The sequence below is a fragment of the Imtechella halotolerans genome, assembly GCF_028743515.2.
Taxonomy (GTDB): Bacteria; Bacteroidota; Bacteroidia; order Flavobacteriales; family Flavobacteriaceae; genus Imtechella; species Imtechella halotolerans.
This window is the reverse complement of sequence record NZ_CP117969.2, coordinates 2,866,514-2,892,316: the sequence shown is the minus strand read 5'-3', so window position 1 is coordinate 2,892,316 and position 25,803 is coordinate 2,866,514. Positions and strand designations below refer to the sequence as shown.

20 protein-coding genes are annotated in these 25,803 nt (G+C 35.4%); 14 read left to right on the top strand and 6 right to left on the bottom strand.

What is annotated here, in order from left to right; genetic code table 11:
* Positions 1–64 precede the first annotated feature (64 nt).
* Positions 65–1,384, top strand: coding sequence for a sugar MFS transporter (locus tag PT603_RS12845; protein WP_008237567.1), 1,320 nt, complete (start codon positions 65–67; stop codon positions 1,382–1,384).
* Between the two features lie 92 nt (positions 1,385–1,476).
* Positions 1,477–4,305 (top strand): DNA polymerase I, encoded by a 2,829-nt coding sequence (gene polA / locus PT603_RS12840; RefSeq protein WP_008237566.1) that lies wholly within the window; start codon positions 1,477–1,479, stop codon positions 4,303–4,305.
* 83 nt (positions 4,306–4,388) lie between these two features.
* On the opposite strand, the gene PT603_RS12835 is transcribed toward polA, so the two are convergent.
* Positions 4,389–5,987, bottom strand: coding sequence for a RagB/SusD family nutrient uptake outer membrane protein (locus PT603_RS12835; protein ID WP_040488595.1), 1,599 nt, complete (start codon positions 5,985–5,987; stop codon positions 4,389–4,391).
* A 10-nt stretch (positions 5,988–5,997) separates the two neighbouring features.
* On the bottom strand, positions 5,998–9,078 hold the full coding sequence (locus tag PT603_RS12830) for a SusC/RagA family TonB-linked outer membrane protein (protein ID WP_008237562.1): 3,081 nt from the start codon (positions 9,076–9,078) through the stop codon (positions 5,998–6,000).
* A gap of 334 nt (positions 9,079–9,412) precedes the next feature.
* Between PT603_RS12830 and rplM the strand changes: the two genes are divergently transcribed.
* From rplM to PT603_RS12770, 12 genes are all read left to right on the top strand, one after another.
* On the top strand, positions 9,413–9,868 hold the full coding sequence (rplM, locus tag PT603_RS12825; RefSeq protein WP_008237561.1) for a 50S ribosomal protein L13: 456 nt from the start codon (positions 9,413–9,415) through the stop codon (positions 9,866–9,868).
* Positions 9,868–10,254 (top strand): 30S ribosomal protein S9, encoded by a 387-nt coding sequence (gene rpsI, locus PT603_RS12820; RefSeq protein WP_008237560.1) that lies wholly within the window; start codon positions 9,868–9,870, stop codon positions 10,252–10,254. The genes rplM and rpsI overlap by 1 nt, the downstream gene beginning before the upstream one ends.
* Before the next feature lie 169 nt (positions 10,255–10,423).
* Positions 10,424–11,209, top strand: coding sequence for a 30S ribosomal protein S2 (rpsB, locus tag PT603_RS12815; protein ID WP_008237559.1), 786 nt, complete (start codon positions 10,424–10,426; stop codon positions 11,207–11,209).
* A gap of 62 nt (positions 11,210–11,271) precedes the next feature.
* Entirely contained in the window at positions 11,272–12,096 is an 825-nt protein-coding gene (gene tsf, locus PT603_RS12810) for a translation elongation factor Ts (protein WP_008237558.1), read from the top strand.
* A 158-nt stretch (positions 12,097–12,254) separates the two neighbouring features.
* The gene (pyrH, locus tag PT603_RS12805; protein WP_008237557.1) at positions 12,255–12,962 is read left to right on the top strand and encodes a UMP kinase; all 708 of its coding nucleotides are present in this window, start codon (positions 12,255–12,257) and stop codon (positions 12,960–12,962) included.
* A gap of 28 nt (positions 12,963–12,990) precedes the next feature.
* Entirely contained in the window at positions 12,991–13,545 is a 555-nt protein-coding gene (gene frr / locus PT603_RS12800; protein ID WP_040488594.1) for a ribosome recycling factor, read from the top strand.
* A gap of 96 nt (positions 13,546–13,641) precedes the next feature.
* Complete coding sequence (locus PT603_RS12795; protein ID WP_008237554.1) at positions 13,642–16,158, top strand: DUF5686 and carboxypeptidase-like regulatory domain-containing protein; 2,517 nt, start codon at positions 13,642–13,644, stop codon at positions 16,156–16,158.
* Positions 16,159–16,266: 108 nt separating this feature from the next.
* Positions 16,267–18,645 carry an efflux RND transporter permease subunit gene (locus tag PT603_RS12790; RefSeq protein WP_008237553.1) on the top strand — a complete coding sequence of 793 codons (2,379 nt, stop codon included), beginning with the start codon at positions 16,267–16,269 and terminating at the stop codon, positions 18,643–18,645.
* Between the two features lie 230 nt (positions 18,646–18,875).
* Complete coding sequence (asnS, locus tag PT603_RS12785) at positions 18,876–20,306, top strand: asparagine--tRNA ligase (RefSeq protein WP_008237552.1); 1,431 nt, start codon at positions 18,876–18,878, stop codon at positions 20,304–20,306.
* A gap of 39 nt (positions 20,307–20,345) precedes the next feature.
* Positions 20,346–21,329, top strand: coding sequence for a bile acid:sodium symporter family protein (locus PT603_RS12780; protein WP_008237549.1), 984 nt, complete (start codon positions 20,346–20,348; stop codon positions 21,327–21,329).
* Between the two features lie 77 nt (positions 21,330–21,406).
* Positions 21,407–22,882 (top strand): RNA polymerase factor sigma-54, encoded by a 1,476-nt coding sequence (rpoN, locus tag PT603_RS12775; RefSeq protein WP_008237546.1) that lies wholly within the window; start codon positions 21,407–21,409, stop codon positions 22,880–22,882.
* Position 22,883: 1 nt separating this feature from the next.
* Entirely contained in the window at positions 22,884–23,489 is a 606-nt protein-coding gene (locus PT603_RS12770; RefSeq protein ID WP_040488571.1) for a hypothetical protein, read from the top strand.
* Here the strand turns inward: PT603_RS12770 and PT603_RS12765 are convergent.
* The 4 genes from PT603_RS12765 to PT603_RS12750 form a co-directional block, all read right to left on the bottom strand.
* Positions 23,484–24,179, bottom strand: a complete 696-nt coding sequence (locus PT603_RS12765) for a porin family protein (protein ID WP_008237543.1) — start codon at positions 24,177–24,179, stop codon at positions 23,484–23,486. The two genes, PT603_RS12770 and PT603_RS12765, sit on opposite strands and share 6 nt — an antisense overlap.
* 105 nt (positions 24,180–24,284) lie before the next feature.
* Positions 24,285–24,770, bottom strand: coding sequence for an ExbD/TolR family protein (locus PT603_RS12760; protein WP_008237540.1), 486 nt, complete (start codon positions 24,768–24,770; stop codon positions 24,285–24,287).
* Positions 24,771–24,781: 11 nt separating this feature from the next.
* Positions 24,782–25,402, bottom strand: a complete 621-nt coding sequence (locus tag PT603_RS12755; RefSeq protein ID WP_008237538.1) for an ExbD/TolR family protein — start codon at positions 25,400–25,402, stop codon at positions 24,782–24,784.
* 4 nt (positions 25,403–25,406) lie between these two features.
* Positions 25,407–25,799, bottom strand: coding sequence for a hypothetical protein (locus tag PT603_RS12750; RefSeq protein ID WP_008237536.1), 393 nt, complete (start codon positions 25,797–25,799; stop codon positions 25,407–25,409).
* Between the last annotated feature and the right edge of the window lie 4 nt (positions 25,800–25,803).

Sequence of the window (25,803 nt, the reverse complement as noted above, 5' to 3'; positions counted from 1 at the left end):
AGCTAAAAAAAGTATTTCAATTAAAAATTTATAGTATTTTGCCCGACCAATTAACACCCAGATTATGCAAACACAAAAAAGTTACCGAAGTGCATTTATATTTGTTACATCCCTATTTTTTCTGTGGGGATTTATAACGGTTCTTGTTGACTCTCTTATTCCTCGATTAAGGGAAGTATTTACACTGACCTACTTTCAAGCAGGACTGGTCCAGTTTGCATTCTTTATGGCCTACTTTGTATTATCCATTCCTGCCGGATATATATTATCTAAAATAGGATATAAAAAAGGAATCGTTCTAGGGCTTTCTACCATGGCTGTTGGTTGCTTACTTTTTTATCCAGCTGCCTCATTCCGTGTATTTGGCATTTTCATGCTTGCCTACTTTATTTTGGCTGGCGGTATGACAATACTTCAAGTGGCTGCCAATCCATATGTCGCAGTACTTGGGCCTGAAGAAAGTGCTTCTAGCCGTCTTAATCTATCACAAGCATTTAACTCTTTAGGAACAGCTATTGCACCTGCTATCGGTGCAGTTTTAATATTAAGTGACAAAATAAAAACATCCGATGAAATAGCTGCATTGTCCAGTCCAGATAAAGAAAGTTACTTAATCAATGAAGCCTCCGCAGTTCAGGCACCCTTCCTTGGGATCGCAGCATTTATTATTCTTTTAGCCTTAATTTTTGTATTTGTTAAATTACCCACTCTCATTGAAAAGACCTCAAACCAAGGATATGGAGCACTACTTCGTAATAAATCATTAATGATGGGAGCCTTAGGCATTTTAGTATATGTTGGTGCTGAAGTGGCTATTGGAAGTTACTTAGTTAATTACTTTATGGATATGAAAATGCCTGCCCTTATTGCAGAAAATAGCTTCATGCGTAGCATTTCTGAAAGTATACTTCAGTCCGATATTACTACCAAAGATTCAAAAGCCATTGTAGGCGCATTTGTGACATTCTATTGGAGTGGCGCAATGATTGGCCGATTTATCGGAGCATGGTTAACAAAAATAGTTGCACCAGCTAAAGTTTTATCATTCTTCGCATTTGGTGCCATAACCCTCATTCTAATTTCCATAAACACTACCGGTTTTATTGCCATGTGGTCAATTTTAGCAGTGGGACTATTTAACTCCATTATGTTTCCAACTATTTTTACTTTAGCAATTGACGGTCTCAACGAATTAAAACCACAAGCTTCAGGAATTTTATGTACTATGATTGTTGGGGGAGCTCTTATCCCTCCAGCATATGGATTAATTGCGGACTCCGTCGGATTTAAATGGGCCTTTATATTGGTCTTAGCTTGTTATGGGTATATTCTTTACTATGGTTATTACAAACGAAAAAATAAAGGAGAACTACAATCGGCTTAAGGCAAATACCAAATTTCATTTTTACTAGCAAGGCATTCTTTGTAACTTTGGATTTTCTGCTCAATTCGAGCAATTCACTTTAAGAAAATACAATGTCACAAAAACGCCTTTTTTTACTGGACGCTTACGCGTTAATTTTCAGAGGATATTATGCCTTTATTAAAAATCCAAGAATTAATTCTAAAGGATTAGACACTTCGGCAATAATGGGCTTTATGAATTCCCTATTGGATGTTATCAAGCGTGAAAAACCAGATCATCTCGCCGTAGCTTTTGATAAAGGGGGAAGTGAGGCAAGGTTAGAAATGTTTGAGGCATATAAAGCCAATCGTGATGAAACTCCAGAGGCAATTAAAATTGCCGTTCCATATATTCAAGAGATTTTAAAGGCCATGCATATCCCAGTAATAGAAATGTCTGGTTATGAGGCTGATGATATCATAGGAACTCTTTCTAAACAAGCTGAAAAACAGGGGTATATTACTTATATGGTTACTCCTGATAAAGATTTTGCTCAACTTGTTTCAGAGAATATTTTTGTATATAGGCCCGCCCGTATGGGAAATGGTATTGAAATATGGGGCATCCCTGAAGTTCAGGAGAAATTCGAGGTTAGTCACCCTGAGCAAGTGATAGATTATCTTGGAATGATGGGAGATGCAGTTGACAACATTCCTGGATTCCCAGGAGTTGGTGAAAAAACAGCTAAAAAACTTATTGCAGAATTTGGAAACATGGAAAACCTTTTGGCAAACACTGATAAGCTGAAAGGAAAGATGAAAGAGAATATCGAAAATAATGCTGAACAAGGACTTTTATCGAAAAAGCTGGCTCGTATTATTCTTGATGTCCCCGTGAAATTTCATGAAGAAGACTTTGAACTTAATACTCCAGATTTTGAAAAGGTTAAGGCTATATTCCACGATTTAGAATTTAGACAACTTACAGAAAACTTAGTAAAGACCTTCAGGCTAGAAGGAGTTCAAATAGAAGTCGGCAAAAAAAATACTCCAGAAATCAACAAACAAGTAAGCGACAATGCTCAGTTTGACCTTTTTAGTACCCCTTCAACACAGTCCACTAACACGACTAATCAATCGGGCTACCAGACCATCGAATCAAAATCCCACTTTTATCAGTATGTCTCCTCTCCTATAGCTCGTAAGTTACTAATAAAGAAATTATGTTCCCAAAAAAGCGTATGCTTTGATACGGAGACCACTCATATAAAAAGCCTAGAAGCATCGTTGGTTGGAATTGCCTTTTCATGGGAATCGAAAAAAGGATATTATGTTCCCTTCACGCAAAATAAAGATGAGGCGCAAAAAATGCTGGAAGAATTCCGTCCATTTTTCGAATCTGAAAGTATTGAGAAAATAGGTCAGAATTTAAAATATGACATCAAAGTACTCTCAAATTATGGTATGCAGGTAAAGGGTCCATTATTTGATACCATGATTGCGCATTACCTTATTAACCCAGACATGCGTCATAATATGGATATTCTGGCTGAAACTTATCTTAACTATTCACCTATTTCTATAGAGAGTCTTATAGGTAAAAAGGGTAAAAATCAACTCTCGATGCAACAAGTTCCTTTGGAAAAACAAACGGAATATGCCGTTGAAGACGCCGATATTACTCTTCAACTTAAACAATACTTTAAGCCAATATTAGAAGAAACCGGTACTCAAAAGCTTTTTAATGAAATAGAGATCCCACTTGTTTCAGTCCTAGCGGATATGGAAAATGAAGGAATCCGACTCGATGTAAATTTTCTCAAAAGTATGTCAATCGATATGGCTAAAGAAATAGCATTATTTGAAGAAAAAATCTTTACCGAAGCCGGTGAAACCTTTAATCTAGCGTCTCCGAAACAATTGGGTGACATTTTATTTGACAAGCTAAAAATTGGAGGACCCAAACCAAAGAAAACAAAAACTGGGCAATATGCAACCGGAGAAGAAGTACTAGGTTATCTAGCCAAAGATCATGAAATTATACAAAATATTTTGGAATGGAGGCAACTTGTAAAACTACAAAGCACTTATGTGGAGGCCCTTCCTAGTCAAGTAGATAAAAATACGCTCAGAGTTCATACAGATTATATGCAAACTGTTGCCGCAACTGGAAGGCTAAGTTCTAACAACCCAAATCTACAAAACATTCCAATTCGAACCGAAAGAGGAAGACAGATTAGAAAAGCCTTTATAGCTCGAAATGAGGACTATATTTTACTGGCTGCCGATTATTCACAAATAGAATTACGAATAATTGCAGCGTTATCAGGAGAAGAAAACATGATAAAAGCTTTTCAAAATAACGAAGACATCCACCGAAGTACTGCTGCAAAGGTTTTTAATGTGCCATTAGCTGAAGTAACTAAAGAACAACGAAGTAATGCCAAAACGGTGAATTTTGGAATCATTTATGGAGTTTCTGCATTTGGATTAAGCAATCAAACAAACTTAAACCGTAGCGAAAGTGCGGCCTTAATAGAAGCTTACTATCAAACATATCCTAGACTAAAAGCCTATATCCATGAACAAATTGAATTCGCACGCTCGAATGGATTTGTAGAGACTATTTCAGGCAGACGGCGATATCTAAAAGATATTAATTCAGCAAATGCGGTGGTACGTGGGGCTGCGGAAAGAAACGCAGTCAATGCTCCAATTCAAGGAAGTGCAGCGGACATCATTAAAATTGCTATGATAAACATCCACAGAAAATTAAAAGAAGGTAAGTTTAAAACCAAGATGCTTCTACAGGTACATGATGAATTAGTCTTTGACGCTTACAAAGAGGAACTAGATGCAGTTGAAAAGCTAATAAAATCAGAAATGGAACAAGCATTCGTTCTATCGGTACCATTAGTGGTCGATATGGGAAAAGGAAGAAATTGGTTGGAGGCACATTAATCCTTAAAATATCATATAAAAACGGCTTGATTAAAACTAATCAAGCCGTTCCTTAAGGTTACAATTCTATTAAATAATTTAATTTAATCCCATCCTGGATTTTGTTGTTCTCTAAGAGTTGGATTAGAATTAACTTCATCCTGAGGAATTGGCCATAAGAATCTATGATCTGTTCCAGGAATTGCCTGAACTCCATAAGGACCAGTGTAAGGTGTTCCTAAAACATAAAGTGAGGCGCCAGGAGTGCCATTAGCAACTTTAGCAGGAATTCCATCCATTGGAACGAATGCGTCTCCTTGAAGTCTATGAATATCAGGCCAACGTCTACCTTCCATTAAAAACTCAATTCTACGTTCCTTTATAATAGCCTGAATCATATCTGATTGAGTTGGTAAATCAACTATAGTATATGCCTGAGTTGCAGGATTTGCTAATGAACGATTTCTCACGCTATTCAATAAAGTTAAAGCCTGAGGAAGATCTGGTGAAGCCTTACGAGCATGAGCTTCAGCCATACTAAGTACTACCTCAGCATAACGAATTATTGGTGAAGGATCAGTATAGTCCCTTCCATCCTTATATTTATTAGTATATTTAGCGCCATCTATAGTAAATACCATAGCATCATCTTGTACATCTGTAGCGTCTGAATGAGGCAACTCTCTACGTCTTTTATCATCTGGAAGCCAACTAGGATCGCGCCAAATAATTGGGCTGATAGCCACTAGGGTTCTTCTTTTGTACTGAGAAGCCAAAGCAGCGTTAACTCCAGGATTATTGGTAGCAGAATTTTCTAATGAGAATATTGATTCGGTATTTTTATATCCAGAAATAAAAGGTTCATTTGGGTCACTTGTCAATGTAAACCCAGAAAGCTTATTTCCTTCAGTAATCACATCGTTCCAACGTCCCATATGCAGATAAACACGAGTTTTAAACGCAATTGCTGCCTCTTTGGTCACCCTTGTTATTACACCTGATCCTAAAATATTTTCGGCATCATTCAAATCAGAAAGGATTTTTGTGTAACACTCAGCAACAGAACTTCTCCCTACCAACATTGCCTGAGCCATAGTTTCTTTTGTATTAATACCAAAATCACGGTATGGAACCCCAGGATGAGACGCATCAACAGTATAGTTATATGGTCTTGCGAAATGAAAAAGCAATTCTAAATGACCCGCAGCTCTAAAAAACTTCGCTTGTGCAATGTATTGATCACCCACAGCCTGAGTTATTATACCGTTATCTACTGCACGGGTTACTCCTTCAATCACCAAATTTGCCCTATTAATCATTCTATAAGTATCTGACCAATAATAAACGTTATTAGCAGTACCTGGGTCATAAGTTGCAGTATACGTCAATTGATAAAATGTTTGTGTATTTACTACATCTTCACCACGATTATCACCTTGTTGAACAAAAGCGGCTCCAAAAGGATATCCACGTTGACCACCAGCATAATCACCTCTTTGGGCAGCATTATAAACACCATTAACCGCCGCCAAAATTAATGAAGGTGTTGAAAACGCCTCATCTTCCGCAATTTGATTTATTGGTTTCAAATTAATAACATTGTCTTCTGAGCAAGATGTCATCAACATTGAAATTGAAAACAATGCTGTTATTGCTTTACTAGCAAGTGACACTGATACTCTCTTTATATTTAAATTTTTCATATCCATAAATTTATAGACTTACATTAAATCCTACTGTAAAAATACTGGATCTAGGCGTTCCATTTAAATCAACACCCGAATTCTCCATTTCAGGATCAATACCAGAATAATCAGAAATAATCCAAAGGTTTTGCCCCTGAACAAAAACTCGCATCTTATCTATACTGATCTTTTCAGTTATTGACTTCGGAAGAGTATATCCAATATTTAGATTATCCAACTTAATAAAATCACCTTTTTCAACAAAACGTGTGGTTGCATGACTGCTAAGGTTTGAAAAGGTATTATCGGAAGCTCTTAATTTTGGAGTCCATCCATCACCCGGGTTTTCAACACTTTGCCATCTTCCTAAAATCTCAGTCCCATTATTAGTAAAATTAAGATTCATCAATTCTCTACGCGTAGCGTTAAAAATTTTATTACCTCCACTAAATCTGAACATAAAACCGAAATCAAAATTTTTGTATGTCATTTTAGAATTTAAGGAACCGAAATATTTCGGCACAACTTGACCTAGAATTTGCTTATCGGAGGCGGAACTTAAGGAAGCTGACTGAGATATATCTCCTGGATTATTAGGATCAAAGACGCGATAAACTCCTGAACCAATAATACCTTGAACTAATGTCCCGTTAGATTTATAATAAACTGGGTTTCCATTGGCAGAATTCACACCCCAATAGCGATATCCCCACAAAGCATTCATTGACTCTCCAACTCTACGAATATTATTGGTAAATATTTGATCTTGATTTAAGTACAACTCAGTAATTTCATTCTCTACAAAAGAAACATTTGCATTAAGATCCCATTTAAGATCCCCCTTATCAATAGCCGTACCACCAATAGAAAATTCAAGGCCTTTATTAACCAATGAACCAATATTATCAGAATAACTATTGCCTGGTATACCAAACGACATAGGTGTAGGTACAGCCAAAATCAACCCATTTTGATTGTTTTTAAACCAATCGAATGTAAATGTCAACCGATTATTAAACATACTTAAATCCAATCCAATATCCCATTTTTCACTAGTTTCCCATTTTAAGTCAGGGTTAAAGAATTGCGAATATCCAGTACCATTAGTATCAGCATAACGGGATGCTCCATAAGCTCCAAAATAAGAATAGTTACCAATACTAGTATTACCTACTTCTGCATAAGAAGCTCTAATCTTTAAATCTGATACAACATCACTTAACGATGCCATAAAATTTTCCTTGGACATAGTCCATCCTAGAGAAATTCCTGGGAATGTTCCATACTTATTACTAAAAGGTAACTTTGAAAGACCATCCCGACGTAGAGATCCTTGAACATAATATTTGTTCTTATAGTTATAGTTAAATCTACCAGCGAAGGAAATAATTCCATTTTCGCTAATTCCCCCACCTGAATCAGGAATAGAATAAGTATCAGAAACTAAATTCTGGTTAAAGAACTCGTTAAGTAAATTAGTCCCAATCCCAGAAAAATTCTGTGCTCTTAGTTTCTGATATTCTGAAATCAAAACCAATCCAACATTATGATCCTCTGCAAAAGTATTATTATAAGAAAGAATATTTTGCCAGTTCCAATTCGTGATATTATTTTGATTATTTTGTACACGACCATTGCTACCATTACCATCACCATGAACAGGATTCCAATATAAAAATCCGGAAGTCAATGATTCATCAGCATTAATTTGTGTTTTAAAATTAAGAGTTGAATGAAGTTTAATATCAGCATATATGTTCGCCAATGTCCTATTTACTTTAGAATTGTAGACATTTTTATGTAAAACATAAACAATATTTGGAACGTTATCCCCAATAGTTGTGTTGTTATCCCATCTTCCAACTATAGCAGGGCTTGCAAAATCGATATTATACCCAGTAGGATGATTTGGATTATAAATTGGAACGTTAGGATGTTGTCGAATGGTACTAAAGATATTACCTGAAAGTGAATTCGTTCCTGTATTTAGACCATTATACTCAGTTCTAGTAACAGCTAAAGAAGCTCCCAATTTTAACCAATCATTTACTCTTTGATCGACATTAGTCCTCATGGAAAAACGCTCCATATCATTTGCCAAGGTTACACCTTCCTGAGAAGTATACCCTACAGAAGCGTAATACTGAGTTTTTTCAGTTCCTCCATTTAATGACAAAATATGATCTTGTTGAAATGCATTATTGACTAATACCGCGTCTTGCCAATCCGTATCAAAATCATTTCCACTTGCCCATGGGGATTGTCCTCTATTAGATCTTTTCTCATTACTTATGGTAATAAAATCTTCAGTTCTTAAAAGATCAAATGCCTTAACTGGCTTAGCAACACCCAAATAGTTACTATAATTTACAGCCATACGTCCCTCTTTACCTTTCTTTGTAGTAATGAGTATTACACCATTAGCTGCACGAGATCCATAAATAGCTGTAGCTGAACCATCCTTAAGAATCTCCATTGATTCAATGTCAGCAGGGTTAATATCTCCCAATGCATTTGTTGATGCATAACCTCCAACATCTCCTGTAGTGATAGGCATTCCATCCACAACAATTAATGGATACGTACCAGAAGAAATTGACCCAATCCCTCTAATACGAATTCTAGGTGCCTCACCAATCACACCATTACCAGTTGTAATCTGCACACCGGCAGCTCTACCTGCTAATTGAGACTCAAAACTCGGAGAGGCTAACGAAGCTATTTCAGCACCACCAACTTGGGTAATAGCACCAGTTACATCACGTTTACGCTGTACGCCATAACCTACAACAACCACTTCCTCTAACGCCTGAGTATCCTCAGCCAAAGCAACATTTAAAACATTAGCAGCTCCAACTGTACGCTCAATAGTTTTCATACCTATATATGAGAACACCAAAATCTGACCTTGACTTACAGTAATGGAATACTTACCATCAAAATCAGTCTGAGTACCATTGGATGTACCCTTCACAGAAACATTCACCCCAGGAAGAGGCACACCTCCCTGATCTGTCACTGCCCCTGAAACTCTCTTCTCTTGTGAGTAGCCCAATTGAATAATTAAGGACATAAACATCACTAAGAGGAATTTGAAATTTTCTCTCATTTAATTGATTATTTAAAATTAGCTAAGCCAAATATATTTATTTTTAACATATGTTTTGCATCTCCTTTAATAAATTTAACATTTAGACTTAAATACCATAATCTCTTTAGAAAATGAAAACATAACAACCAATATCCTTGTAAAACATAACAATGTTGAAAATCTAAATCATCACCTTTTCCAACCCATTATTTAAAAACCAAAAGTATCTTATACACAATATTTTAAGTTCACAAAAAAATAAATCAACCCCTATTTGCTTTTAAATTAGAAAAACGTACATTTGCACCCCGTTTATTGGGAATGGAATGTTTAATTATTAAAAAGAGTTAGTGTGGACACATTAAGCTACAAAACAATCTCAGCCAACAAAGCTACCGTTGACAAGCAATGGGTACTAGTTGATGCTGATGGACAGACATTAGGTCGTCTTGCCACTAAGGTAGCCAAGCTACTTAGAGGAAAGTACAAACCTAGTTACACGCCGCACGTTGATTGTGGAGATAACGTAGTTGTTATCAACGCTGAGAAAATCAACTTAACTGGAAACAAGTGGGAATCTAAAACTTACATTCGCCACACAGGTTACCCAGGAGGTCAAAGAGAAACTTCTGCGAAACAATTATTAGCCAAAAATCCGGCTCGTATCGTAGAAAAATCAATCAAAGGAATGCTACCTAAAAACAAACTTGGAGCAGACCTATTCCGCAATTTAAAAGTGTACGAAGGATCAGAGCACAAGCAAGCCGCTCAAAATCCTACTACAATTAATTTAAACGATCTTAAATAATGGAAGTAATTCACAAAATTGGCAGAAGAAAAACTGCAGTTGCTCGTGTTTATGTTTCTTCTGGAAATGGTAATATCACGATTAACAAAAAAGATTTGAACACTTACTTCACCACTTCTACTTTACAGTACAAAGTAAAACAACCTCTTACATTGACTAACAATGAGGAGAACTTTGACGTAAAAGTAAATGTATATGGTGGAGGAATAACAGGACAAGCTGAAGCTGTTCGTTTAGCCATCTCCAGAGCTCTTTGTGAAGTAGATGCTGAAAACAGAACTACACTTAAGCCTGAAGGTCTATTGACAAGAGATCCAAGAATGGTAGAGCGTAAGAAATTCGGTCAGAAGAAAGCTCGTAAGAAATTCCAGTTCTCTAAACGTTAATACCCATTGGTCTTGTTTTATCAAGACACAGTTCATTTTAATATTGATTAAAAAACAAGTAGTCGTTGTTCGTCTATGACGAAAACTAGTTTAGCATCCAAATGTAGAAGGCGCGCACAAGCAACCACTTCTCCATTGCTAACTCAACGGAACGTAAACTATTAAAAAAATGGCAAATAATATAGAAGTAAAAGATTTACTTGAGGCCGGTGTTCACTTTGGTCACCTTACACGTAAGTGGAACCCAAACATGGCCCCTTATATATACATGGAGCGTAACGGTATACACGTTATCAACCTGTATAAAACTGCTGCTAAATTAGAAGAGGCTAATGAAGCCCTTAAAAAAATCGCAGCTTCTGGTAGAAAAATTCTTTTCGTTGCTACCAAAAAACAAGCAAAAGATATCGTTGCTGAAAAAGCTGGAAATGTAAACATGCCTTACATCACTGAAAGATGGCCTGGCGGTATGCTTACCAACTTTGTTACTATTCGTAAAGCTGTTAAGAAAATGGCTGCGATTGACAAAATGAAGAAAGATGGTACTTTCGATACCCTTTCTAAAAAAGAAAAATTACAGGTAGAGCGTTTAAGAGCCAAATTAGAAAAAAACCTTGGCTCAATTGCTGATATGACCCGTCTTCCAGGTGCGTTATTTATTGTGGACACAATGCGCGAGCACATCGCGGTTAAAGAAGCTCAAAAATTAAACATTCCAATATTTGCGATAGTGGATACTAATTCTGACCCACGCGAGGTGGATTATGTAATTCCTGCTAACGATGATGCTTCTAAATCCATAGAGAAAATCTTGTCTTACGTTACTACTGCTGTTGCTGAAGGGCTTGCCGACAGAAAATCAGACAAAGAAGTAGAAGGCGAGGACGAAGCTCCAAAAGCAAAAAAAGCCGCTAAAGCTGAAGTTGAAACAGAAGTTAGCGAAGAAGAAAATTAATTAACAATATATAAGTCGTTCACCCTTTAAAGTGAACGACTTTCTTTAAAAAATATACACCTATGGCAAATATTACAGCCGCAGACGTAAATAAACTAAGACAGACTACCGGTGCTGGTATGATGGACTGCAAAAAAGCCTTAGTTGAAGCTGAAGGTAATTTTGAGAAAGCAATTGAAATCCTTCGTAAAAAGGGACAAAAGGTTGCAGCTAACCGCGCAGATAGAGAGTCTACTGAAGGTGCTGTTATTGCAAAAGTTAATGCAGACAACACGAGAGGTGTTATCGTATCACTTAATTGCGAAACTGACTTTGTTGCTAAAAATGAAAGCTTTATAAATTTAGCTACTGATCTAGCTGAAATGGCACTTGAATTCAATTCTAAGGAAGACTTCTTAGCTGCTGATTACAAAGGAATCACCGTTTCTGAAAAATTGATAGAGCAAACTGGAGTTATTGGCGAAAAAATTGAAATTGGTGGTTTCGAAATACTAGACGCTCCTTTTGTGGGATCATATATCCACGCTGGAAACAAAATAGCTACAATAGTAGGGTTTTCTGCTAACGTAGCAGGCGCTGAAGAAGCTGCTAAAAATGTGGCTATGCAAGCAGCAGCTATGAATCCAATAGCTCTTAATGAAGACGGTGTTGACGCTGAGATTATTGAAAAAGAAATCGAAATTGCTAAAGACCAACTTCGTCAAGAGGGCAAACCAGAAGCTATGTTAGACAACATTGCAAAAGGAAAACTTGCACGTTTCTTTAAAGACAACACTTTAGTTAACCAAGATTATATTAAGGACAACAAATTGAGTGTTTCGGCTTATGTAAAATCTGTAGACAGTAATCTTACTGTTACAGGATTCAAGCGTGTAGCATTAGGATAATCAACATTGTCTTTATATCACCTAAGGTGAACCCTATAAAAAGCCGTTTCCGTGTAGGAGCGGCTTTTTTACATAAGCAGTTACACTATACTTATACCCATAAATAATTTTCATTACTTTTGCAACATTCATAATAATAACACAACGTTCTCACTGTAATGAAATACAAAAGAATTCTTTTAAAATTAAGTGGAGAGGCCTTAATGGGAGACCGCCAATATGGAATCGATCCTCATCGTTTATCCGAATACGCTCAAGACATCAAACAAGTAGTTGAACAAGGTGTAGAAGTAGCTATTGTAATTGGTGGTGGTAACATCTTTAGGGGTGTTGCAGGTGCTAGCAACGGAATGGATAGAGTTCAAGGCGATTACATGGGTATGCTAGCAACAGTAATCAACGGCCTAGCTTTACAAAGTGCTCTTGAAGATGCAGGTGTTTACACACGGCTTCAAACAGCTATTAAAATGGAAGCAATCGCAGAACCATTCATTAAGAGAAGAGCTGTACGTCATCTAGAGAAAGGACGTGTCGTTATCTTTGGTGCAGGAACAGGAAATCCCTTCTTTACTACCGACTCAGCAGCTGTACTTAGAGCCATAGAAATTGAAGCAGATGTAATATTAAAAGGGACTAGAGTAGATGGAATTTATACTGCGGATCCTGAAAAAGACAAATCAGCCACAAAATTTGAAGCTATCACCTTTGAAGATGTTCTCAAAAAAGGCTTAAAAGTGATGGATAGTACTGCATTTACTTTAAGTCAAGAAAACGAACTTCCTATAATTGTATTTGATATGAACAAACAAGGTAACCTTCTAAAGGTTGTCTCTGGGGAAAATATTGGAACTAAAGTTAACCTATAACGAACTTGTTTTTAAAAATGATATTGTCATGAACGAAGAAATTGATTTTATCCTAGACACCGCTAAAGAATCAATGGATGGTGCTATAAAACATCTTGAAAAGGAATTATTAAACATCCGAGCTGGCAAAGCTAGTCCTCAAATGCTAGGTAGCGTATTTGTTGACTATTATGGTTCACAAACACCATTACATCAAGTTGCCAATGTCAGCGTACCCGATGCGAGAACAATCACTATTCAGCCATGGGAACGCAATATGCTTTCTGCCATTGAAAAAGCAATAATGATTGCAAATCTAGGTTTCAATCCAATGAATAATGGTGACGTTATTATCATCAGCGTACCTCCTTTAACCGAAGAACGTCGAAAAGACCTTGTTAAACAAGCTAAAGGAGAGGCTGAAGAAACAAAAATAAGTATACGAAGTGTAAGACAAGATGCAAACAAAGACATCAAAAAACTTGAAGCTTCAGAAGATCTAAAGAAAAATGCAGAAGCAGATGTTCAAAATCTAACTGATAGCTACATAAAAAGAATAGATGAAATCCTTGCTGTCAAAGAAGCAGAAATCCTAAAGGTGTAAACCAATCGCTTAAAACTATGACAGGCAGTAGCCTTGTCATAGTTTTTTATCCATATCCATGTAACAACCTATACAAACTATCGTCTTACCTGCGATATGAACAAAATCCTGCTATTCCTTCTTTTACTTCTCTCTGTATTTACAAATGCCCAAATTTCAATAAAAGGCATAGTTAAAGATAAAAGTACACAAACACCACTTCCGTATGCTACTATTAAATCCGGAGCCAACCAAGGCACTATAACCGATAGAGACGGTAAATTTTCCATTGTACTACCTAATAATACAATCGATTTTCAAGTTAGTTATATAGGATATAACTCAAAATTAATAACTCTAGAAGAAGGGACAACTTATTACTCTATCTTCTTGGAAGATAACATTGAGAATTTAAAAGAAGTTGTACTCTACGCAAGTGAGGATCCTGCCCTAAAAATCATGCGTAAAGTCATAGCGCAGAAACCACAAAACAATCCAAACAAAAAACTAAACACATATAGGTTTAACTCCTACAATCGTTTAATAGTTACTGCAGAACCAGATTCAATTAAAGGCAGTATTGATTCCATTTTTAAAATAACGGAATCCGGAAAAAAACTCATACAAGTGGATTCAACTAACTATGAGTTTAAAAAACAAATGAAAAGGGCCCATCTATTTATTTCTGAAAAAAACTCGGAATATACCTACACTAAAAATAAAGGAAACAGAGAAACAGTACATGCAACACGCACTTCTGGATTAAAACAACCAATTTACGAGTTACTTGCCATTCAATTACAGTCATTTTCATTTTACGAAAACCAATATACCGTCTTTGGAACGAACTACATCAGCCCTATTGGAAACAGAGCTCTTAAAGAGTATTACTATCGAATTCTAGATACGGTATCTATCCAAAACAGGGAGGCCTACATGATTCACTATAAACCAAAAACCACAGGAAATACGGCAGGATTAGAGGGCGTTTTATATATTGACACTAATACCTATGCACTACAAAAAGCTCTAGTACAATTGAAAGCAATAGTTGACATTAAGGCCACACAGGAATTCAACTATTATCCTAAAGAAAATCTTTGGTTTCCTTCACAAAAGGAAATAATCCTCCGTAAAGGAAAAAACAATGAAGCCATAAGTATGTTTGGAAAAAATGTAGGTATTAGTGTTTCTGAAAATACTAAAGACACTTCAATCGTTAGAAGTGATTTTCAAGACACCTCAGAACTACTTTATCTAAAGTCCACTGAACATATTACAAATGTAGAATTTGAAATTCCAGTTAAAATAAAAGGATCAGGATTAGCTCTAGTATTTGATGACGATGCAGCCACTAGAACTGATCAGTACTGGGAAGCTTATCGTCCAGCAATTAATTATAGAGACTCCGGAACTTACTACTTTTTGGATAGCATCTCTGAAGCACAAAAAATCGACACCAAATTAGCATTCGTACAAAAATTATTAAAAGGATATATAAACACCAAATACATTGATTTTGATTTAAAAAACCTTATTAAGTACAACAATTACGAAGGTTTTAGGATTGGAATGGGATTTGTTACAAACACGACATTATCACCAAAGTATCGACTTAATGGATATGGTGTATATGGCACGAAGGACAAGCAATTTAAATATGGAATCGGGGGCAGCACTAAACTAAGTAAAATAAGTAATACATGGCTAGGATTCAATTATATCGATGATCTCATTGAAACAGGAAGTCACACATATATAACGGAGGGCAGATCGTTCTCATTATTCGAACCAAGACTTTTCAATATCTCAATGTTCCATAAAAGTAGAAGCATTAGCAGCTATTTGGAACATGATATAACTGCAAAGCTTAAAACAAAATGGCAAATTACTAAAGCAAACATCTCACCCACCTATCCATATATTTACACCACTAATAATCTAGAATATAATACATACAAAATAACTACAGCGACTGTAAGCACAGAATGGACTCCCTCTAGCCAATATATGCTAAGTCCAAAAGGAAAGGTAGAAACAACCATAGGTTATCCGAGAATTAGTTTTCAAGTAACACAAGGAATAGATAACTTCCTGGATGGAGATTTTAATTTTACCAAAATAAATATCAAGGCATTACATCAAATTAAGTTTAGGAATAAATCAATCACCAATTTACAACTTGAACTAGGAAAGGCCTTTGGAGATTTACCCCTATCTGAACTTTTTCACACTTCCCCAAATAACCCGAACAAAACAAGTATCATGAGAAGATTTGCAGTGGGTGGAGGAAACAGTTTTGAAACCATGTATTTTAATGAATTTTTTTCAGATCAATTCACTTCCTTACAAATCAAACATTACTTCAACCGTTTAACAATAAGTCAAAAACTAAAACCTCAATTCGTTTTTGTCACAAGAGCTGCTATTGGGGATGTAGACAATATTGATAAACATGTAGGCGTCTCCTTTCAATCTCTACGACACGGTTATATGGAAACCGGATTGGAAATAAACAAGGTTTGGAAAGGATTTGGGCTGGCAGCCTTCTATCGATATGGTGCATACCACCTCCCAAGATTTGATAACAATATTTCCTTGAAATTCACATACTTTTTTAACCTAGGATTGTAAGTCGCTTTACAAGGAATCCGTACCTTTGCACCCATATTTTTCAGCATAGTTTAGTTCTCAACTTATTTCTTTTTAAGCGAACTGCTATTTAATTTAACGATTAAGATCATGGTTAAGTGGTTAAGCAAAGGTTTTTGGGCAACCGTTGCACGTATAATACTCCGAAATAGAATTATAATATTGACAATTATTGCTGCCATCACAGTTGTTATGGGAATGCAATGGAAATACATGCGCTTCACGTATACTGAAGCTAATCTTCTTCCTGATGAACATCCTGTAAATCAAGAATACAATAAATTTTTAGAGGTCTTTGGAGAAGAAGGAAATCTTATTATACTGGCAGTAAAAGATCAACGATTATTTACTCCCGAAAATTTTAATCAATGGAACAAGCTTAGTAAAAAACTGAATGCTTTTCCTGAGATTGACATGGTAGTTTCAACGGAAAATTTACATGAATTAGTTAAAGATACTATTAAACAAGAATTTACATTAAAACCGTTAATTCTGTCTAATATTAACTCCCAGGCTGCCATAGACTCAATAAAAACAAAACTTTTCGAGCAGCTTCCATTTTACGAAAGCCTTTTATTTAACAAAGAAACACAAACATTACGGACTGCGGTTTACATGGATAAGGAAATCGTAAATACCTCGGTTAGAAAAGATTTTATTTACAACGACTTACTCCCTCTTATCGATTCTTTTGAAAAAGAAACAGGACTTGATGTACGTGCATCTGGAATGCCCTATATACGTACATTAAATTCACAAAATATTATAGATGAAATTGGAATTTTCATAGCTGCCGCTCTTGGAATCACCTCTTTAATTTTCTTTTTCTTTTTCAGATCAGTCAGAGCCACTTTAATCTCAATGCTAGTTGTTACCATAGGCGTAATGTGGGCCTTTGGCATACTGGGCTTACTCAAATACGAAATTACAGTACTTACAGCACTTATACCACCACTAATTATAGTCATTGGTATCCCTAATTGTATTTTCCTTATAAACAAATATCAACAAGAGGTTAAAAAGCATGGTAATCAAGCAAAATCCTTGCAAAGAGTGATTTCGAAGGTTGGAAACGCAACCTTATTAACTAATGCTACCACTGCTGCGGGATTCGCAACTTTCATCATTACAGAAAGTAAACTTCTTAAAGAATTTGGCATTGTAGCATCGCTTAACATTCTATCAATTTTCGTATTATCACTACTTATTATACCCATCGTGTATAGCTTTATGGCACTTCCAAAATACAAACACTTAAAGCATTTAAATAAAAAATGGATAAGTGCTTTTGTAGGTTGGATGGAAAAAACTGTTCGTGAACATCGCATTGCAGTATATATAACTACTATCTGCCTTCTTGTAGCAAGTATTATAGGTATTTATCAGGTCAAAATTTCGGGAAGTCTTATTGAAGACATGCCTAAATCTGCTGCCTTTTTTGATGACATTAAATTTTTCGAAAAGGAGTTTGACGGTATTATGCCACTTGAAATAATGATTGACACAGAGCGCAAAAATGGTGTGATGCGTCTGCCTAATCTTAGAAAAATGGATGAATTGGAGCAACTCATTATTGAAACTCCAGAACTTTCAAGACCTATTTCAATTGTAAGTCTCGCTAAATACTCTAAGCAGGCCTTCTATAATGGCAATCCAGAATACTACCAATTACCCACAACACAAGAAAACAATTTTATCCTTTCATACGCTAAAAAATCTTCTGAAAATAGTGATATGCTTTCCAATTTTGTAGACAGCAATGGTCAAACAGCAAGAATTACCACATTTATGAAAGATATTGGTACAGATCGGATGGAAGAAATTGAAGACGATCTATTTGCTAAAATTCAAAAGATATTTCCAGATGAAAACTACCATGTGAGCATGACTGGAAAAGCTCTTCTGTTTACAAAAGGAACAAAGTATTTAGTTAAGAATTTGATTTTGTCTCTAGCTTTAGCTATATTCTTAATATCATTACTAATGGCCTATATGTTCAGATCATTTAGGATGATATTAATCTCTTTAGTTCCCAACATTTTACCCTTATTAATTACTGCAGGTATGATGGGATTTCTGGGTATACCATTAAAACCCTCTACAATACTTGTTTTCAGTATTGCTTTTGGAATTTCCGTTGATGACACCATTCATTTTTTGGCTAAGTATCGTCAAGAACTACAAACACATAATTGGAAAATACGTCGCTCGGTTTATGCAGCATTAAAAGAGACTGGAGTGAGTATGTTTTATACTTCAATAGTATTATTCTTTGGATTCTCAGTATTTATGATTTCAAGTTTTGGAGGAACAAAAGCGTTAGGTGGATTAGTGTCTGTAACTCTTCTTTTCGCTATGTTGTCTAATCTTATTTTACTTCCTTCATTATTACTCTCATTGGAAAGAAATATAGCTAATAAAGAGACTCTTAAAGAACCGAACATAGATATTCTTTCAGAAGAAGAATAGGGTATGGGGTGATTTAAAATGATAAAACCTGTTGATTTTCACCAACAGGCCTTATACCCCCCAAACCTACTCGCAACTTGGTTGTTATACCAAGTATTAAATAGCATTACAAATATAGATAGCGAATGAACATTAAAACAGGGGGTTTTTCCCCTTTTTTTATAAAATGTACTATTTAACTGTTTGAGTAAAACCGCTATCTTTGTCCCTTTAAAAATCAGAGAGAAACAATGCAATACAGTGTAAAAGAATTACTGGAAAAAGGCAAACTCTTACAAGAAGTTACCGTACAAGGATGGGTTCGAACATTTAGAAGCAATAGATTCATTGCACTTAATGACGGATCGACCATTCATAACATACAATGCGTAGTAGATTTCGAGAACATGGATGAGCAGATGTTAAAACGTGTTACTACTAGTGCCGCATTAAAAATTACAGGAACCTTAACTGAAAGTCAAGGTAAAGGTCAAACAGTGGAAATTCAAGTTTCTCAATTGGAAATCCTAGGAGATTCCGATCCGGAAACTTATCCGATCCAACCAAAAAAACATTCTTTAGAATTCTTACGTGAAAATGCACACCTACGAGTTAGAACCAATGCATTTGGAGCTATTATGCGTGTTCGATCGGTACTTTCGTTTGCAATTCATAAGTATTTTCAAGAAAATGGATTTTTCTATGTAAACACTCCTATAATAACGGGCAGTGATGCAGAAGGGGCTGGCGAGATGTTTAGAGTAACAACATTAGACGCAAAAAATCCACCTCTAAATGAAAATGGAAGTGTCCAATATTCCGAGGACTTCTTTGGCAAAGAAACCAACCTTACTGTATCAGGTCAATTGGAGGCTGAAACTTTTGCTATGAGTTTAGGTAAAGTATATACATTCGGACCAACTTTTAGAGCTGAAAATTCTAACACCTCCCGTCACTTGGCTGAGTTTTGGATGGTTGAGCCTGAGGTTGCTTTTTTAGATCTAGCCGGTAATATGGATCTTGCGGAAGACTTTATAAAATATGTGCTACGTCATGTGTTAGAAAACTGTAAGGATGATATAGAATTTTTAGAACAGCGTCTTATTGAAGAAGAAAAATCTAAACCACAAAATGAACGTAGTGAAATGACACTATCAGAAAGATTACGTTTTGTGGTAGATAATAACTTTAAGCGAGTTAGTTACACTGAAGCAATAGATATTCTCAAAAACTCCAAACCAAATAAAAATAAGAAATTCCAATACCTTATAGACGAATGGGGAGCAGACTTGCAAAGTGAGCATGAACGTTTTCTTGTTGAAAAACACTTTAAATGTCCTGTCATTTTATTTGATTACCCAGCAAAAATTAAAGCTTTCTATATGCGTCTTAATGAAGATGGAAAAACAGTGCGCGCAATGGATATCCTATTCCCTGGAATTGGTGAAATTGTGGGTGGTTCCCAACGAGAAGAGCGCTATGATGTACTTGTAGAAAAAATAAAGGCAACGGGTATTGATGAAAAGGAGTTATGGTGGTATCTAGATTTACGTAAATTTGGAACAGCTGTACATAGTGGTTTCGGACTTGGATTCGAAAGACTTGTACTTTTCACTACTGGCATGACAAACATCCGTGATGTAATACCATTCCCACGAACGCCGCAAAGTGCAGAATTTTAATATTTTCCCCGCAAATGCGGGGATTTTTATTTGACTTTCATGATATCAAAACTCAAACTTCCAATTGATCGCTTTGTACTCCTTATTGGAATCAGTATTCTAATAGCCTATTTCATCCCTGAAGGAGGTGCTGATGATTTCATAATTCCTCTAAATCTAATAACTAGTATAGGTATATCAGTTATTTTTTTTCTTTATGGTCTAAAATTAAGCCCTGATAAACTTCGTTTAGGGTTAAAAAATTGGAGACTACATGTGCTAATACAATGCACAACCTTTATTATAGTTCCTTTAATTGTTTTGACCTCATTGCTTTTCATCAATAATGGAACACAATCGCAATGGTGGATTGCATTTTTTTTCTTAGCCTGTTTACCCTCCACCGTCTCCTCCTCCGTTGTAATGATTTCGATTGCCAAGGGAAATATTCCTGCAGGCATCTTTAACGCAAGTATTTCTGGTTTAATTGGCATTGTACTAACACCTCTATGGATGGGATTTTTTCTCCAAAATCAAGAATCTTTATCATTTGATTTTACCACTATTTACATAAAACTACTACTTGAAATACTATTACCTGTTCTAATTGGTTTCTTACTTCAAAAACATTTTAGACATTTGATAGAGAAACATGGAGCTTGGTTAACTTTTTTTGACAAAACAATTATTTTATTAATCGTTTATAAAAGCTTTGCAGAGTCTTTCTTAAATGACATATTTGCCCCTATAACAACTCTTGAACTAAGTTTAATAACAATTGGAGTTATTATATTATTTTGGATAGTTTATTCAATAACTTATTACATTTCTAAAGCGCTCAATTTTAACAGGGAAGACACGATAACAGCTCTGTTCTGTGGTTCCAAAAAATCGTTAGTACATGGAACCGTATTTTCCAAAATACTTTTTAACCATTCATCAATGGTAGGTATTTATTTACTCCCTTTAATGCTATTTCATGCTATTCAATTATTAATAGTTAGTCATTTAGCAGAACGGATGCGAAAAGCGTATACCAAGTAGCATTTTTGGCACAATCTTTTCTATAGGGCTAGTTAATATTTGTTTATTTTTGTGTAATACATAGTCTTTTTGCACCCATGTTAAAACAGCACCTACAATTCAAACTATCTCAAAAGCTTTCTCCTCAGCAAATCCAACTGATGAAGCTTATTCAATTGCCTACACAAGCATTTGAACAGCGCATTAAGCAAGAAATGGAGGAAAATCCAGCTTTAGAGAGTGGTAAAGAAGAGTCTAATGACTATGATGATGATTATAGGGATGAATTTGATAATTCATATGAGGATGACTTCGATGGAAATGATTCCATCGATATGGACAACATCAATGTAGATGAATATTTAAGCGATGATGAAATTCCTGACTATAGACTTCAAGCCAATAACTATAGTAGTGATGATGACGATAAAGTGGTTCCTTATGAGGCTACCGTTTCATTTCATCAATCCTTGATAAATCAATTAAACACTTTTCGTCTTTCAGACGAAGAACGTGAAGTGGCTGAATTTCTGGTAGGGAGCATAGACGAGAGTGGCTATATCCGGAGGTCTGTTTTGGACATCATGGATGATTTAGCATTTACACAAAACGTATTTACGACTGAAGAAACAATAAAGCTTGTTTTAAAAACAGTAATTCACGAACTGGACCCAGCTGGAGTTGGTGCTTTTGATTTGCGTGAGTGTCTTCTCATTCAATTAAAACGAAAAGACAAAAACGAGCGCACTTCCTTAGCAATAAATATAATTGAACACTCGTTTGAACAATTTACCAAAAAACATTATGATAAATTAATGCAACGTCATGGTGTTACGGAAGACACTCTAAAAGAAGCCATCCATGAAATAGAACGATTAAACCCAAAACCAGGAGGCTCATATAGCGGAAATACCAAAACTATAGAACATGTAGTGCCTGATTTCACCATTCGTATTAATGATGGTGAATTGGAACTATTTCTTAATGGTCGTAATGCACCTCAATTGCATGTATCAAGAGAATATACACAAATGTTAGAAGGATATAAAAATGCAAAAGAAAAATCCAATTCTCAAAAAGACGCTGTTTTTTTTATAAAGCAAAAACTAGATGCTGCTAAATGGTTTATTGACGCTATTAAACAACGTCAAGAAACCCTTTATGTCACCATGTCTGCCATCATGCACCATCAAGAAGAATATTTCCTTACTGGCGACGAACGCAAACTGAAACCACTCATTTTAAAAGATATTGCTGATCGAATTGGAATGGATATCTCGACAGTTTCTAGAGTTGCAAACAGCAAATATGTTGACACGCCATACGGAACAAAACTTATAAAAGACTTTTTCTCTGAAGCAATGAAAAATGATCAAGGGGAGGATGTTTCAACAAGAGAGATTAAAAAAATTCTTGAAACTGTAATTCAAGAAGAAGATAAACGCAAACCATTACCTGATGATAAACTTGCTGATATTCTAAAAGATAAAGGATACCCTATCGCTAGACGAACTGTAGCTAAATACAGAGAGCAATTGGATATACCAGTAGCACGTTTGAGAAAACAACTCTAAAATGAAGAATGTAATAAGGCTATTTTCATACATTTTTCACCCATTGTTTCTCCCAATGATAGGGGCCAGCTTGTATTACTATATCAGTCCCATATATTCTCCACCAGAAATGCGTAAATTAGTCTTGATAGCACTAGGTATCATTACTATTATAATTCCTGCTTTACTACTAATTCTACTGCGTTCTACAGGTCGAATTACATCCTTTAATATCGAAAAAGTAGGACAACGTAAATTACCTCTATATATAACACTCGTTGTTTTTTATATAGCTATTACAAAAGTCATACCTCAGTCTAGATCTTACGAGCTCTATTATTTCTTTGTTGCTATGATGGGTAGCACGTTAGGATGCTTAGTTTTTGTGTTTTTTAAAATAAAAGCCAGTATTCATATGTTGGCAATTTCCGGTCTTACTACCTTCATAATTGGACTAAGTATTCACTATCAAACCAATTTAGTACTCCTAATTGGAGTTTTAGTTTTACTAAATGGAGCTATCGCATCCTCAAGACTACTTTTAAAAGCCCATTCCTCTACTGAATTAATTCTGGGAATGTGTATAGGTTCAATTCCACAATTTCTTGCCTTCGCCTATTGGCTATAGAATATAAAACATAAGTCCTAATTGAAATGATTGAAGTTCGATTTGTTCTCCTTCTAGTAAAGTATTTTCTTTAAAAAAAGAATTCAAACCATAATACGCGTAAAAATTCCAAGTATTATATCCTACTGATAGGTATATACCATAATTCCACTTTTGAATATCTTCATTATTAAAATTAATTTTTATTCCCTCAGTAATCCATTTTGATTTACCAGAAAACACATAACTTAATTTAACACCAGAATAAATTCTCCAAAAACGATGAGATTCAGCGTTAGAAGTACGCCATCTTAATTCTAATGGCATTTCAATGGCATGGAGAGCCAATTTGTTCCGTCTAAAACCAGCTTCATTCGTATCAATAATCTCATAAATCACATCTCCATTATTAATAGAGGCACCCATGTTTGAAAAATAAGAATGATTCGCATAACCCAAACCTATTCCGAAACCCCTATTCCGATCTATATTAAGTGGAAGATCTCTAATATAACCTATCTGAATACCTCTGGACAAATTATTCTGAGATACCTGAGAGGGTTTATTAGCTAATATATCATAGGTAACTCCAATATAAAACTGATCTTCAAGATATCGATTTATATCCAATTCCCTTTTTACAAGTGAATCCTGAGCAACTATTGGTATATGAAATAGCAATATAAGATGAAAACAAAAAAAGTACTTCATACAATTTCTTTTTACAAATATAACGGATAACAAAAGTATTATTATATATAAAAAGCGCCACAACTAAGTTGCAGCGCTTTTTATATATAATAAGTTTAAAAGAAATTAGTTTCTTAAACTACCTACAGCATCACCTTCTTTAGTGATATAAACTAGTTTAAGTGCATTTACTTCGCGCAATTCCTGTTTAACATCAGTAATAAGTCCCATGTTAGTATCAGAATCCACTTTTAGAGCAGTAGTAAACATCTCTCTAAGCTCTTGCCGAAGTCCATCCTTGTATTGTAAAATAAATGGAGCAATCTCACTTATATCAGCAAATTTATCATTTACCTGAATTTTTGCATTGCTACCAAATTTATCTTGATACTTTGGAAGTGGTTTACCTGCATATATATATACTACAGGATCTTTCTTATCCAATTTTTGTACCTGATTTGCAGTAGGAACATCGTTCTTAACCATCAAATCACTGTCTTTCATTACGGTAACCGTCATGAAGAAGAATAACAGCATGAATACAATATCAGGTAAAGATGCTGTAGATACCGCTGGTAAATCACCACTCTTTTTTTTCTTAAATTTAGACATAGTATTTGCTATTAATTTTTCTTCGGTTCAGCTTCAGAAAGTTTTCTAGGGAATAACTCTTGTAGCTTCTCCATTTTAGGTTTCAATTCATCTTTACGAGCCTGGTCAGTACGTGCTGCATTAAACTCAGCCTCCATTTGAGCATAACTAACCTCGTTTGGATATAAACGTTGACGTTCACGCTCTCTTAATTCATTGTAAGCCGCCACCAGTTCATTTTGAACTGCTATATAAACTTTGTACGAAGTTTCACGGTCGTTACGCAAAGAGATTACTGCCTTTTCAGGATTATCAGATGAAGAAGGATTTTTATTACCTCTGCAATAAGTACAAGCCTCATCACCTTGACCTCCTCCATTGTCTAAGAAATCCATAGCAGCTTTACGTAAATCTTTAACATCCATTAACTGATCTTCCACTAGCAACTGATCATTCATGTTTACCAAAACAGTAAATATGTTTTTCTCTTTAATTGGTGGTGGTGGTTCTTGATTCTCCAACTTCGGAGGCAACTTAGTACTAATACCAGAATTGGTTTCAATAGTAGTGGTTACCAAAAAGAAAATAAGAAGCAAAAACGCGATATCAGCCATGGATCCTGCATTCACTTCGGGTGCTGATCTTTTAGCCATAATCTTATTTTGTTAACATTTTTTTAATTCCAGAAAGAATCATAGATCCTGCTGCAATAGCAGTAAGGATATAGAATACAATAAGGCCTGCGCTTACCCATTTAGTAGCAGATTCAGAAGCTCCTTTTACAGGCTCATTACCTGAAAAAGCATACCCAAGAACAACTACTACGGCAAAACCAACTATATAAATTAGTGCCTTTTTAAGCTTTTCTGGTGATGAAAGTAAATTTTTCACGGAATATATCAATACAAATCCAACTGATATAAATAGTAGGATGTATGAAATATAGAACATGAAATCTGCATAAGGGTCAGTGCTACCCAACAGCATAAGCCACAGAATAACTCCCAAAACCCCAATGGCAATGACTGCAATTTTTAATATTTTGTGCATAACT